The following is a 13,962-nucleotide window of genomic DNA, read 5'->3' as shown; positions in this document are numbered from 1 at the left end:
AGGCTACACCGCTTTCTCCTCACTTGTCATACACCAGAAATAATCATAGCTCGAAAATGACTCTAACCGTGCAAAGTCCTTAAAGCATATTTTCTTTTCCCGTGTCTGAATTCTCGCTTTTGCTTTTGCCCCATTCTGCTTGAAATGAAAAGATTCGTTATCGGTTTCTATGATGTGGCAATGATGACGCGAGCCTCGAAATTATGAAGTCTGAAAGTTAATGTAACAATAATGTCACGCCTGACGGGAAAAATGACGGAAGAAATCCAATTTACCTTGTCAATTGAAACGATCAATTCTGAAACATGGACACTTTAATCCTTAACTCGAAGTAAAAAGCTTTACGTGATGAAAAATATCGTTTTGCATATCGATGTCAAATTACTTGGAACTATCAATTCTTGCTAAAAGAATGCTAATCCGATGTTGTCTGGAGATTTTTTTGTTATCGCAGTAAAACTTTTGAGGTTGTACAGAGATCCTATAGTGTGTATATTCATATCAGAAGAATAATTACAACTTATTGTATAAATATACATTTACACCAATCTCAATCTCTAGTCTTGATGCCAATCAACTACACGGAGATTCAGGGTTTATTAATAATTTTGTAACAAAAGCTTCATTTAATGAAGTCAATAAATAATAAGCAATTAAAGCTTGAGGGATTAAACATGTTAGTCAAATTAAACAAAATTAAAATTAATGTCACTCGGCAAATTGCCGTGACTACTGCGTTTCTCTTGTCAATTGGCGTTACCGGGATGAATGTACATGCACATACACCACATGATATGGTGCTTGCATTTGCCGCATCACCTGATTATGCCAACGACAAAACGATGTTTCTAGTAACCGATGGCGCATACACTGGCTGGCGTTATGATGAAATTCTGCGCTCAACAGATGGGGGACTTAACTGGATCAATATTCCAAACGGAATGAATCATGCCTTCGAATATAGCGTTCTTCGCGTTTCACCAAAATTTAGTACCGACCAAACCGTATTTGCTGGTCTCAAAGGTAAAGGCGGCATTTATCGATCAACCAATCGTGGCGATGCTTGGGAATCCTATAATACAGGACTCGCCGCTTCAAATTTGATTGTAAGAAAAATGGAAGTTGCTGAATCCAGCTCGGGTTATGTCCTTTTTTTCGCTGATGCCAACGGAGCCCTTTTCCGTCGAACCAATACCAATGCAAATTGGGTTCAAGTACTCGATAAAACTAATAAAGTGACTGTCATTGCGATTTCACCGGACTATGCTACCAATAACACATTAGTGATCGCAAACAGTACTGGGTATTTAAAGAAATCCACCGACGGCGGTAATAATTGGGTCGATCTAGGGAATCCGACAGGAACCATCATCTACGATATGGCTATCGCACCAGGAGGCGCTACAGAAATGTTCCTGGCCACCCCTAGTTTTGGGATTTTTTATAGCAGCGACGGTGGAAGCACCTTCATCAACAAAGGAAACAATTTACCTAACGAAGCGATCAATAATATAGCGATTTCACCGAACTACGCAATTGATCGCACGGTGTATTGCACCAGCCTGAGGCAATCGGCATTTAAATCCACGGATAAAGGCAATAACTGGACACTGTTTAATTCAGGAGCCAAGGTCACCCAACAAACTGGATTGCTCAATGAAATGACAGATTTGCAAATATCCCGGACATATGCAACAGATAAAACCGTTTTTTTACCGGTATTCGACGGACTATTTATCTCGAAAAACAGTGGCACTACCTGGCAGCAAAGACAAACGCGCATGGGCCTGATGACGGGGCTTGCGTTATCTACTAATTTTAACAGTAATCAAGATATGATTGCCACAACGTATGTCGGCAGGGGAATAGCCATTTCTGCTAATGGCGGCACAACTTGGTCTACCAGTGGCTGGCCCAATCCATCGGGACGGAAGATGAACTTCTTCGATTCGCAGGTAGTCAGTAATTCTAACGGTAGTCAAACTGTGGTTTCCGCAACCAATAGCTACGTAGGAAGTTCTTTAGATTTCGGAGCGAGCTGGACAGTCAAGTTTGTGCCTCGATTTCCTGCCATAAACCCAGACTCTGTTACTTTCACCAGTCTAGCCGCATCGCCTAATTTTACTAACGACAAAGAGATTTATCTTGGATCGAGATTTCATGGCGTGCTGCACACGAAAGACGCTGGAAAAACCTGGCAGCTGCAGCGTGGCGTACCACTGGCTAATCCAGTTACAAACATAGCAGTATCGCCTAATTATGCTAATGACCGCACTACATTTGTCGCCACACGTTCAGGTCAAGTATGGCGCACTCAGAATGGCGGAGATACTTTCCTGCGAGTAGGCGCTAGCTCGATCATATCTACCGGATCGGTTGGACAAAGGTATACGTGGGTTGCAGTATCTCCGCAATTCGCGACTGACAATCTTGTTCTTGTTGGCACAAATAATGGCATTTATCGTTCAGCCGATGGTGGCACCACCTGGACAAAAGAAATCCACGCTTCAGTTGGATCTAATGCTGTTGTTCAACAAGTGGAATTTTCGCCAAACTTTGGTACTGATCGAAAAGCCTTTGTTAATGTCCGTGGTAAAGGTCTATTTCGCGTGAATTTGAATGGAGGAGGAGCAGTAGTATCTTCACTGAACACGACTTTATCTTTACTTACAAACGAAAATATTCAGTTTACTGAATTTCAGATATCACCCACTTATGCGGTGGATTCTACGATTGTAGGTGCTGCCAGAAAAAATATCTATAAATCAACCAATGGCGGATCAACTTGGGCAGTAGCAGGATTTCCCGATAACTAATCGTAATTGACAATTGCAAGGGTTCTAGACTAATAGAAAAAATGAGTTAGTCTAGGGCTCTTAGTCTTAGTGAGTCTCTAAGTATATACAGTAGAGTAAACCCAATTATTATCCAATAAGGTTGCTTTGTAGTGTCTCCGAAAAAGATAACCGCTGAATCCACGCGGTGATTTAAAAAGAAGATGACAATATTTTCCATCAAACAGTGCCATAGCACAGATTCCCCAAACCCTTAACTGCACATCATCTTCATAATTGTTTAGGTGGCAGCAATCTCCAAGTGATGTCATGTTATAAAGCACATCTCCAATTTAATCTGGAGGTTTATCCAGTTACCATAGTAAAACTTTTGAGGTTGTACACAGGTCGTATAGTTTAAAGGTGAGATACAACACAACTAAATTGATGTAACCAATACGAATTGACGCACTGATTTGCTGTGTACTCAAAATTTCTGGGAAACTTACATCTTTTGGAAATGCGCACTCTCAGAATATACAATGAAAATGAAAAATACCTGTTTTGTTATTTGTAGCAATAGCTTTCGTAACAAATAAAGGTACGCAACGTATTGCATTTTATTTAACATTTCCTCCAAAAAATCCTGTTGTGGGATATATGTACTAGAAAAAAGGTCACACTGACCTATTGGTATATACAGGCATTTCCACTACCCTTAGTCTTCACCTTGCAAGATCAATCAACTACGAAGAGATTCAGGGCTTATCGATTAATTCGTAGCAAAAACTTCATTTGATGGAGTCAATAATCAATGAACAACTAAAACTTGAAGGATTAAACAATGCTATTTAAATCAAACAAAATTCAAATCAATCTCACGCGGCGAATTGCCGTGATTACCACATTTTTCTTGTCAATTGGCATCATCGGCATGGATGCGCATGCGCACACACCGCATGATATGGTATACGCATTTGCTGCATCACCTGATTACGCGAACGATAGTACGATGTTTCTAATAACCGATGGCGCATACACTGGCTGGCGTTACAATGAAATTCTGCGCTCAACTGACAAGGGGCTTAGCTGGACCGATATTCCGAATGGAATGGATCATCCCTTCGAATATAGCGTTCTTCGCGTCTCGCCGAAGTTTGCTAGCGATCAAACTGTTTTTGCGGGCCTCAAAGGCAAAGGCGGCATCTATCGATCAACAACCCGAGGCGACTTCTGGGAGCCCTATAACACCGGCCTTGCTACTTGGAACATGATTGTAAGGCAGATGGAGGTTGCTGAATCCAGCTCGGGTTATGTGCTTTTTTTCGCTGACGCCAATGGAGCCCTATTCCGCCGCGCCAACACCGATACAAATTGGGTTCAAGTACTTGATAAAAATAATAAAGTAACTGTCATTGCGGTTTCACCGGACTATGCCACCGATAACACTTTGGTGATTGCAAGCAATACGGGTTACTTGCAAAAATCCACCAACGGAGGTAATGACTGGACCGAATTAGGGAATCCGACAGGATCGATCATCTACGATATGGCCATCGCACCAGGAAGCGCCACAGAAATGTTTCTGGCCACCCCGAGTTTTGGAATTTTTTATAGTAGCGACGGAGGAAGTACATTTGTTAACAAAGGGACTAATCTCCCCAATGAAGCGATTAATAATATAGCGGTTTCACCGAATTACGCGATTGATCGCACGATATTTTGTACCAGCTTAAAGCAATCGGTATTTAAATCCACCGACAACGGTGATAATTGGACGCTATTTGATTCAAAAGCCCAAATCACCAAACAAACATCATTACTCAATGAATTAACTGATTTGCAAGTATCTCGGACATACGCAACGGATAAAACCGTTTTTTTACCGGTATTCGATGGATTATTTTTATCGCAAAACGGTGGCATCACATGGAAGCAAAGACAAAAAACACGAAGGGGTATATTGACTGGGCTTGCGTTATCTTCAAGTTTCAACAGTGATCAAAAGATGACCGCCACAATGTATGTCGGAAGAAGCATAGCCATTTCTGCTGATGGCGGCACAACGTGGTCTACCAGTGGTTGGCCAAATCCAAATGGGCGAAAAATGAATTTTTTTGATTCACAGATCGTAAAAAATCCCAACGGAACCCAAACAATCATTTCTGCAACCGCTGGACGTGTGGGGAACTCCACCAATTTTGGGGACAGTTGGACCGTTAAATTTGTGCCTCGATTCCCTGCCATAAATCCGGGTCTCGTCACTTTCACGACGCTAGCGGCATCGCCGAACTTTGCTAACGACAAGGAGATTTATCTCGGCTCGAGATTTCATGGCGTATTGCAAACAAAAGACGCTGGAAAAACCTGGCGCTTGCAACATGGTGTTCCACTGAATCATCCTACAACAAACGTAGCCATATCGCCTAATTATGCCAATGACCGCACTGCATTTGCCGCTACCCGCAGTGGACAAGTATGGCGTACTCAAGATGGCGGAGATACGTTCCTACGCGTAGGCATTAGTTCTATTAAATCAATCGGATGGATTGGGCAAAGATATACGTGGGTTGCGATATCTCCGCAATTCGCAACCGATAATCTTGTACTTGTTGGTACAAATGATGGTATTTACCGCTCAACTGATGGCGGCACCACCTGGACAAAAGAAACCCATACTTCAGTTGGAGCAAATGCCGTTGTTCAACAAGTGGAATTTTCGCCAAACTTCGGTGCTGATCGAGAAGCCTTTGTTAATGTTCGCGGTAAAGGTCTATTTCGCGTGAATCTGAACGGAGGAGGAGCAGTAACCACCTCTCTGAACACAACTTCATCACTGCTTGAAAATGAAAATGTTCAATTTACTGAGTTCCAGATATCGCCCACTTACGCAGCGGATTCTACAATTCTAGGTGCAGCAAGAGAAAGTATCTATAAATCAACGGATAGCGGTTTAACCTGGGTAGCAGCAGGATTCCCAGATAATTAAGAAGTTGATGATTATAAGAAAATAATCCCTCCTGGTCTAAACCAGGAGGGATTATCAGTAACTGAATTCCTGCTGAAACCGCACCTGCACAACAAGCTTTCCTTGTCTAACCTGCCATCAACTTTGCATATTCAAGCAATAACCATTTCATTCCAACGCGATCAAAATTCACCTGCACCCTCGCATCGCTGCCGCAACCTTCACAATTAACAATAACACCAGCACCGAATTTGGCATGCATCACGTTCTGTCCGATTCTCCATCCGCTGCTAATGGATCTTGATTGAATATTTGGCGAAGCTCTTAATACGTTTGTAGCAGTTTGGTTGATCGAATTTGAATAATAGGACGTATTCAGATTCCTCGGTGTTGACTGCAGCCACTTAAGGCAGCTTTGCGGAATTTCATCGAGAAAACGTGATGCAATGTTATACCGAGTTTGACCATGTAACATTCGGCTTTGCGCAAAACTAAGATATAGTCGGCGACGTGCGCGTGTCATGGCGACATACATCAAGCGCCTTTCCTCCGCAATGCCATTGCTTTCATTCAAACTATTTTCATGCGGGAAAAGCCCCTCCTCCAATCCACTCAAAAACACAGTGTGAAATTCTAGTCCTTTGGCGGCATGAACGGTCATCAATTGCAACGCGTCTTGGCCGCTACCGGCCTGATGCTCACCTGCTTCCAGCGAAGCATGCGCCAGAAATTCGGCCAGGCTGTCATTTTCAGCTTCATGCACAAAACTGGTTGCTGCGTTGATTAATTCATTCAAATTCTCACGCCTTTCCGCACTCTCACGTTCTTTGGCATAGTGCGGCAATAACCCGCTGTGAGTCAGCATCTGCTCCACAATCTGAGGTAACAGCAACTCGCTGCAGCTTTGACGCATCGTCATAATTAAAAATACAAATTTGGCAATGCCTTTTAAGGATTTCTGCGGCTCTTGCAGCAATGTCGCTTCACCGCCACATTTCTGCAACGCTGCCACCCACAGGCTAGTGCCCCGAGCTTTGGCATCATCTTGCAATTGCTCCAGGCTACGGGCACCTATGCCGCGCGCCGGAAAGTTAATGACGCGTAATAAAGCGCCATCATCATCAGGATTAGCAATTAGGCGTAAATAGGCTAATGCATGCTTGATTTCCTGACGATCAAAGAACCGCATGCCACCATAGACACGATACGGTATTGCGACATTAAACAAGCTGTGTTCAAGCACCCGAGATTGCGCATTGGATCGGTACAGTAACGCCATTTCTGATAAACCGATGCCTTCCGCACGCAAGGTTCTGACTTCCTCAACAATAAATGCAGCCTCATTAAAATCATTTGATGCGTTGTAGACGCGTAATGGCTCGCCTCTTCCTTCCGCAGTCCAAAGATTTTTTCCCAAACGTTCACTATTATTTTCAATCAATGCATTAGCTGCATCCAAGATATTGCCATGGGAGCGATAATTTTGCTCCAACTTAATAACTTTGGTGATACCAAAATCATGTTCAAAATCTTTCATATTGCCGCTATATGCACCGCGGAACGCATAAATGCTTTGGTCATCGTCACCAACTACGAAGACCGCCGCTGCAGCATTCGTCGCTCCTGTACCCGCCAACAATTTGAGCCATTTATATTGCAATGGATTAGTATCCTGAAATTCATCCACCAAAATATGATTGAAACGCTCTCGGTAATGCTGGCATAAGATTTCATTGCGGCTCAGCAATTCATAACTACGTAGCAGCAATTCAGCAAAATCCACAGCACCTTCTTTATGACATTGCTGCTCATATGTTTGATAAAATTCGAACATGTGGCGCGAGAAAACATCATCGGCCGTGACATAGGCAGCCCGCAATCCAGATTCTTTGGCATTATTGATAAACCACTGCACTTGACGCGGCGGGAATTTCTTATCGTCAGCGGATAAATTTTTGAGAATACGCTTAATTGAAGCTAATTGATCAGCAGAGTCCAGAATCTGAAACGCTTGAGGCAAGCCCGCATCTTGATAATGGGTGCGCAACATGCGGTGACACAGCCCATGAAATGTCCCGATCCACATTCCGCGCGGATTAATCGGCAGCATGGCAGTAATCCGCGTCAGCATTTCCTTGGCGGCTTTATTGGTAAACGTTACAGCCAGAATGCCATGTGGGCTTACTTGCCCTGATTGGATCAAATATGCGATGCGCGTTGTCAATACGCGTGTCTTGCCGCTACCGGCTCCAGCCAGAACCAATACAGACTGGTGTGGCAGCGTAATCGCCTCCAGTTGCTGCGGATTCAGGTCGGATAATAGAGAAGTCATGAACCAATAAATCTAGTATAACCTGAGCATATTTGAAGCCAACTGTATGAATTGAATTTCTGACACTTTGATTAGTCCAGAATCCGATAAATGAGTATCCACATATTATCGCGACTCATGAATTAATCAAAGTTGATCAAAAATTGTTAGCCTCTACTTTTAGCGACAATATTCAGAATCACTGGTGTCAGTATAAGTTCAATCGCCATACCCATTTTCCCGCCCGGAACAACAATGGTATTCGGGCGCGACATGAATGAGTCATGAATCATTCTCAACAAGAAAGGAAAATCCGCCATTCCTGGATTTCTAAAACGAATTACAACAAGACTCTCATCCAGCGTTGGAATTTCACGTGCAATAAACGGATTGGACGTATCGACCGTAGGCACACGTTGGAAGTTGATATGTGTACGAGAAAACTGCGGTGTGATGTAATGCACGTAATCATGCATACGGCGCAGAATGGTGTGAGTTACCGCTTCCGTTGAATAACCTCGCGCATTAGTATCGCGAAATATTTTCTGAATCCATTCCAGATTAACAATCGGCACCACGCCAACTAGCAAATCCACGTACTTGGCAACATCGGCCGTATCACTCTTAGCACCACCGTGCAATCCCTCATAAAACAATAAGTCAGAGCCCGCTGGAATCGGTGACCATGGAGTAAACGTACCAGCTTCTTGCTGCCACGGACTGGCTTCTTCATCGTTATGTAAATATAGACGTGTCTGGCCGCTGCCGTTACTGCTATACTCCTTAAATAACGCTTCCAATTTCTCAAATTCATTGGCTTCCGGGCCAAAATGACTGATCGGACGCCCACTATTTTTTTCTGATTCAGCCACAGCTTGCTTCATCGCCTCACGATCATAGCGATGAAAGCTATCGCCTTCTACAATAACCGCTTTTAGTTTCTCGCGACGAAAAATATGTTCAAAACTGGATTTTACCGTTGAGGTGCCTGCACCTGACGATCCGGTAACGGCGATAACCGGGTGTTTTTGCGACATTCGAGTTTTCTCCTAAAAAATATATTCATCGTACCAAGCAAGGTACAGGGTAATTCTATTTTGTGTATGATACTTCTTTCTCATCTGATTTGGCAGCGAGGATTCATTTTTCGATGCTAGGTCAACTGTATTAATAACAAGTATATTGTATACCAAGAGTACACTCTGATCGTCGTCTGCAGACACTTATGTTACAAGGATATGTAAAGTATCGGCTATTGATAAAAATTTTATTCCACTTATTATACGAATCCGGCGTCAATGATTTTGCACCGACTGAAACTTTTATACTATATCTGACATGAAGAAACCACAACCTCAATGAACAGGATTATCAAACGAGTGATAACTCAGTATCATTTTGAGCTAGAATATATAATCAGGCAGGAGTATTGAATCGTTTTTCATCAAAAATCTTGCGCAAGACAACTGAAATTTAATTTTTTACAACAAGATATATAAACACACATTAAGATAAGAACATAGGAGTCAACAGTGCATTCGATTGTACCTATTACCATGGCACTTGGTGTCATTCTGTTTTCTGTAGGAGTAATTGCTCAAACCTGGCTTGGTTTTCAACGAATTGATCGTATAAAATTTCTCGGGAAAGAATATCAGCGCTGGCGCTTCGTATTAGCTTCAGTGGGTTCCGGTGTAGCATTGATTATGCTATCAGTAATGTTACCTAAATACATAACCTACGAACCGGTACAAGAACAAAAATCAATGCAGCCTGCATTATCTGGCAGCCTAAAATTTGAATTGGAGTCCATTTTATTTAGTCTTAACCTTAATGAAGATACCATATTAAAAGCCATTAATCGCTTCCAAACGGAATATCAAGAAGCGTCGCAGCGAAATGATAAAAGCACGATGGATCTCTTGGTTCTGGAAATAGCTTATAGGATCAGGATTGAACTACAAAAACGCGATTATCCGGCGCAACAAATCGAACGTGAAATTGAGAAAATCACAAACGTTCTAAAACAATCAATCAAAGTGGAAAACCGCAAATAGAAAACCTTTATTTCTGTACAATAAATATTGCATACTCGAATCACTTTCTTAAGGAATCATTATCATGAAAAAAATAATTCAGATGCTGATAATTATATTTGCTATTTCACTGGCTGTAACTAATTCTGCGCTTGCTCATCAGTACCCTGATAAAGTAGTTGAAAAACTAGGCAATGGTCTTGCGAATGCTGTAACTGGCGTAGCCGAAATACCTAAGGCTATTAGTATAGTTGGCAATAAAGATGGCGTCATCCACGGTATGACAATTGGATTTATTACGGGCATCGCCAATGCAGTTGGTCGATCACTAAGTGGTGCGTTCGATATTGCAACTTTCCTGATCCCTACGACATCTTTTGTTAAGCCAGCGTATATTTGGGAGGATTTTAGCCGGGAAACGACTTTCGTTGAAGCAAAAATGCGCTAATCTAACTTTGTCATCTATCATGGCTAATCAAAGTGGCAACAAGCCATGATAGAACGCTAAATACTTAGTTGTCGACTCAGATTTATTACCACCAAATTCAGAATTAATTAATAATCATTGGTATTGAATTTTTCATAAAAACTGCAATTAAGCATACGGATTGATCTACATCGAGCTACCAATGATTTGGGAAAATAGTGACTCGACTTATAACTTGTTGTAGATGTGCTTCCCAAAGTACAGTCAAATTTATTTTTTGTTCAGTAACAAAGTATGCGCGCAGCTCAGAAACTCAGATCGATTCTCCAATAATTGCTGGTGGTGAATCTGCAACAAGACATTCACTGAACTCATAACTACCCGCCCCTTCAGCTAATCCGTCACTTTCAACTAGAACAAAGCTTACACAATCTTTCTTTTTGAAAAAATACTGGTACTTATCCGGGCGTCCCTCTTGTGGCAAAGCAACTTCATAAAAAAAGCTTCCCTTCACCCACCATTTACCTGATTCAGTAAAATTCTTTGCCGTGTCATCTAACTCGGTAAAACTGAAATCAATCGTATATGTACCATCAGCATTTCGTATTTGTGTCCATTTTTTTACAGTTCCACTTTCTTCCACATACTCACCTTCCCATACTCCAATCAGCTTGACATCGATAAATGAACGTTGATTTACAGCCGTAATAGCGTTACAGCCAAGCAAACTTATCGTTAGAAGCATTAAAAAGAATCGTTTCATACTACGTATATTTTGAATTAAAAAGCTATCTACCCTATCGCCATGACATTAACGCAAGTCCGAATACTAATCCAAGCATAGAAGGCTCTTAGTTGTCTTTTATGTAGGATATCAAAAATGATTTTTAATAGTGCAAATAAATATTAGTGAAACATCAGCAATCATTATGTATTGAACATAACAAAATGCAGAACATCATAGCTTTGAGTGTTGTTCATCGATAAAAGGCTGTGCCATTAATGCGCTTCATTTGGGAAATGTAATTACATTTAGATCGTCATCTTATCTATCGCCTTGCCATTTCCAGCGAAGCCAAACTCTTAATTGTCTGTGCATATCAGCATCAATACCATCGGGTAATATCACAATACTGCAAGGAAAAAACCCACCTTCGGGCTGAAGGTTCAACACCACTAAATAAGGCGCAACAAAAGTACTCCCCAGTACATCACAAGCAGTCGTTTTACCGGATCGAGTGGTCACTGTACATCGCATCTTTTCCGATAGCGAAAAAGAAATCACAGCTTTATTGGTACAGAGCAAAGCATCACAGCACAGATAATAAGCTAGACTAATCACCAGCAGGATAACAATTAACATTTTGACCCCCAAGGGGAGTAACAGTGGCCACAATAAAATAGCTGTTGCAATATGAGCTAAACTCAACATCCCTGCAAGCCAAAATGAGGGTTTACGGTGAATAGATAAAACCGCCATAATAGATTACGCAACCCTCAACTATTGATGAGTAATAACAATTCCATTCGCTGCCTCTTGAACCAACCCGGGCACGATACCGTATAATCAAGCCTATATTTATTTTCGAACTATTGGCATGAACCCTGTTTGGCAAATTTATTTACATGATCAGCGCGCTGTCATTGAGAACAATCACGTATTGCATTTTGGCGATATTGCTATTGAACTTAGCGACACGCAAAACAAAACGATTATGACAGATCTTTCACATCGCGGATTAATTCAATTCTCTGGAAATGACGCAAAAAATTTTTTACAAAGTCAGCTTAGTTGCGATATTCTTGAAATCGGCCCGGAAATAGCGCAGTACGGAGGTTATTGCACCCCTAAAGGCCGAGTTTTGGCAAGCTTTTTACTTTGGCAAAAAAATCAAGATGTGCTTATGCAATTACCCGCTAACTTGGTTGCTGCCACGATAAAACGTTTATCATCTTATATACTACGCTCCAAGGTACAGCTAACCGATATGAGCAATACCTGGATTCGAATTGGTATCGCTGGGCCCAATGCTTCTACATTAGCAACCGAATTTTCCCGATCTACAAATAACTCGGCTCAAGTAATTGATGTCACACATACAAAAGAAATCAGCATACTTCATGTTGCACATAACCGTATGGAACTAATTACATCGATTGAAAATGCGCCTGCTGTTTGGGAGCGTCTTAATCAAAATGCCAAACCTGTTGGCGCAGCTTGCTGGGATTGGTTAGATATTCAGTCAGGTATTCCGATTATTCTGCCAGAAACCCAAGAAGCATTCTTGCCGCAAATGATCAATCTGGATGCAATTGGTGGGGTCAGTTTTAAAAAGGGTTGTTACCCCGGGCAAGAAATTGTGGCACGAACACGGTATCTCGGCAAGCTTAAACGTCGCATGTTTCTAATACACCTAGCCACTACGGAAACAATTAAGGCTGGCGATGCACTCTATAGTGCAGATATGCCTGACCAATCCTGCGGCAACATTGTCAATATCGCACCATCGCCGTGCGGAGGACATGATGCATTGGCGGTCATCCAGCAAAATAGCGCGGATACCAGCAATATTCATTGGCAATCATTGCAAGGTCCGATACTAGAAATAAAATCACTACCCTACACATTGCCAGCATAAAAGAGAGTACCGAAATATTCGTGTTGTTTATTACGGCTTGCCAGAGTGTCCCGGTTACTTTTTTTGAGAGAATCGTAAACTTTCTGGTGCAGTGGTGCTTCCCGTGACAACAAAAGTCATAGCTTCCTCTGTTGCTCAGTCTGTCATTATGACATCCTCTACCAGCAAGATTTCAATATAGCCTGATGTAGGGTTAGGTGAAGCCGGAACATAGACAGCAGCTAATTTCTTGTTACTATCCTTATCCTGCATAATTTTGGTAATAAAGCCAACCGCCTTCATTTCTGAAGATGGGAAATTAATCTGCCCGGTAACAGGTGGTTGACTTATGGTATTTAAGAATCGCTTGGTGGCCCCATAAATCGTTTGCACCAAAAGCAACCGCGCCAATATATTTTCATAAATATCAATAACTTTCTTACCAATAACAAAAGACACTAACAATCCGACTCCATACAAACTGATTATTGTTAACAATGCGGCAACTGCATGCCGAAAATAGGAATCCAGCAACTAGCTAGCAGCAGTATCTGAAAATGGGCGTATAGCACGTACCGTGGCTTTTAATAAAGGGCCCCCGATCCCTTTGGCCAACAAAATAAACAACCCCGTGGCAAGACCACGGGGAATCGCAAGTTCAATAAAAAATCAAACACCCGCCAAGTAACCCACAACGACGCCACTGTAAGAAAACCTATTAATATATAACGACCTAGATGTGCAGAGTGCACTTCACCTCGTTCGCGATTATTTTGAGCTATAGTCAAATCTGGTGTATGAGAATCAAGCGACCTGCTGTTTTTGATC

General features: G+C 41.9%; 10 protein-coding genes. 5 read left to right on the top strand and 5 right to left on the bottom strand.

The genetic code is table 11. The annotated features are described in order from the left end of the window. Positions 1–674: 674 nt before the first annotated feature. Both QZV86_RS11550 and QZV86_RS11545 read left to right on the top strand, forming a co-directional pair. The gene (locus tag QZV86_RS11550; RefSeq protein ID WP_295628162.1) at positions 675–2,816 is read left to right on the top strand and encodes a hypothetical protein; all 2,142 of its coding nucleotides are present in this window, start codon (positions 675–677) and stop codon (positions 2,814–2,816) included. An 802-nt stretch (positions 2,817–3,618) separates the two neighbouring features. Further along, positions 3,619–5,763 (top strand): hypothetical protein, encoded by a 2,145-nt coding sequence (locus QZV86_RS11545; RefSeq protein WP_295628157.1) that lies wholly within the window; start codon positions 3,619–3,621, stop codon positions 5,761–5,763. 106 nt (positions 5,764–5,869) lie between these two features. On the opposite strand, the gene QZV86_RS11540 is transcribed toward QZV86_RS11545, so the two are convergent. Both QZV86_RS11540 and QZV86_RS11535 read right to left on the bottom strand, forming a co-directional pair. After that, a complete protein-coding gene (locus QZV86_RS11540) occupies positions 5,870–8,074 on the bottom strand; it encodes a UvrD-helicase domain-containing protein (RefSeq protein ID WP_295628154.1) in 2,205 nt (734 codons plus the stop codon). 146 nt (positions 8,075–8,220) lie between these two features. Further along, positions 8,221–9,090, bottom strand: a complete 870-nt coding sequence (locus tag QZV86_RS11535; protein WP_295628150.1) for a phosphoribulokinase — start codon at positions 9,088–9,090, stop codon at positions 8,221–8,223. A 495-nt stretch (positions 9,091–9,585) separates the two neighbouring features. On the opposite strand from QZV86_RS11535, the gene QZV86_RS11530 reads away from it, so the two are divergent. Both QZV86_RS11530 and QZV86_RS11525 read left to right on the top strand, forming a co-directional pair. After that, entirely contained in the window at positions 9,586–10,110 is a 525-nt protein-coding gene (locus tag QZV86_RS11530; protein ID WP_295628147.1) for a hypothetical protein, read from the top strand. Positions 10,111–10,174: 64 nt separating this feature from the next. After that, positions 10,175–10,537, top strand: a complete 363-nt coding sequence (locus QZV86_RS11525) for an exosortase system-associated protein, TIGR04073 family (RefSeq protein WP_295628144.1) — start codon at positions 10,175–10,177, stop codon at positions 10,535–10,537. A gap of 292 nt (positions 10,538–10,829) precedes the next feature. Here the strand turns inward: QZV86_RS11525 and QZV86_RS11520 are convergent, their stop codons facing one another. Then, positions 10,830–11,279 (bottom strand): hypothetical protein, encoded by a 450-nt coding sequence (locus tag QZV86_RS11520; RefSeq protein ID WP_295628141.1) that lies wholly within the window; start codon positions 11,277–11,279, stop codon positions 10,830–10,832. Between the two features lie 282 nt (positions 11,280–11,561). Continuing rightward, positions 11,562–11,996, bottom strand: coding sequence for a protein YgfX (locus QZV86_RS11515; protein ID WP_295628138.1), 435 nt, complete (start codon positions 11,994–11,996; stop codon positions 11,562–11,564). Between the two features lie 118 nt (positions 11,997–12,114). On the opposite strand from QZV86_RS11515, the gene QZV86_RS11510 reads away from it, so the two are divergent. Continuing rightward, positions 12,115–13,155, top strand: coding sequence for a folate-binding protein (locus tag QZV86_RS11510; RefSeq protein WP_295628135.1), 1,041 nt, complete (start codon positions 12,115–12,117; stop codon positions 13,153–13,155). A gap of 135 nt (positions 13,156–13,290) precedes the next feature. On the opposite strand, the gene QZV86_RS11505 is transcribed toward QZV86_RS11510, so the two are convergent. Then, on the bottom strand, positions 13,291–13,593 hold the full coding sequence (locus QZV86_RS11505; RefSeq protein WP_295628132.1) for a DUF502 domain-containing protein: 303 nt from the start codon (positions 13,591–13,593) through the stop codon (positions 13,291–13,293). Positions 13,594–13,962: the final 369 nt, after the last annotated feature.

This window comes from uncultured Nitrosomonas sp., from assembly GCF_902826915.1.
Lineage (GTDB): Bacteria > Pseudomonadota > Gammaproteobacteria > Burkholderiales > Nitrosomonadaceae > Nitrosomonas.
This window is presented reverse-complemented; position numbering and strand designations above follow the sequence as displayed.

Excerpts from the sequence above, each read along its gene's own strand:
- QZV86_RS11520 (WP_295628141.1), bottom strand. The coding sequence starts at position 11,279 with ATGAAACGATTCTTTTTAATGCTTCTAACGATAAGTTTGCTTGGCTGT.
- QZV86_RS11550 (WP_295628162.1), top strand. The coding sequence starts at position 675 with ATGTTAGTCAAATTAAACAAAATTAAAATTAATGTCACTCGGCAAATT.
- QZV86_RS11545 (WP_295628157.1), top strand. The coding sequence starts at position 3,619 with ATGCTATTTAAATCAAACAAAATTCAAATCAATCTCACGCGGCGAATT.
- QZV86_RS11540 (WP_295628154.1), bottom strand. The coding sequence starts at position 8,074 with ATGACTTCTCTATTATCCGACCTGAATCCGCAGCAACTGGAGGCGATT.
- QZV86_RS11510 (WP_295628135.1), top strand. The coding sequence starts at position 12,115 with ATGAACCCTGTTTGGCAAATTTATTTACATGATCAGCGCGCTGTCATT.
- QZV86_RS11535 (WP_295628150.1), bottom strand. The coding sequence starts at position 9,090 with ATGTCGCAAAAACACCCGGTTATCGCCGTTACCGGATCGTCAGGTGCA.
- QZV86_RS11525 (WP_295628144.1), top strand. The coding sequence starts at position 10,175 with ATGAAAAAAATAATTCAGATGCTGATAATTATATTTGCTATTTCACTG.
- QZV86_RS11515 (WP_295628138.1), bottom strand. The coding sequence starts at position 11,996 with ATGGCGGTTTTATCTATTCACCGTAAACCCTCATTTTGGCTTGCAGGG.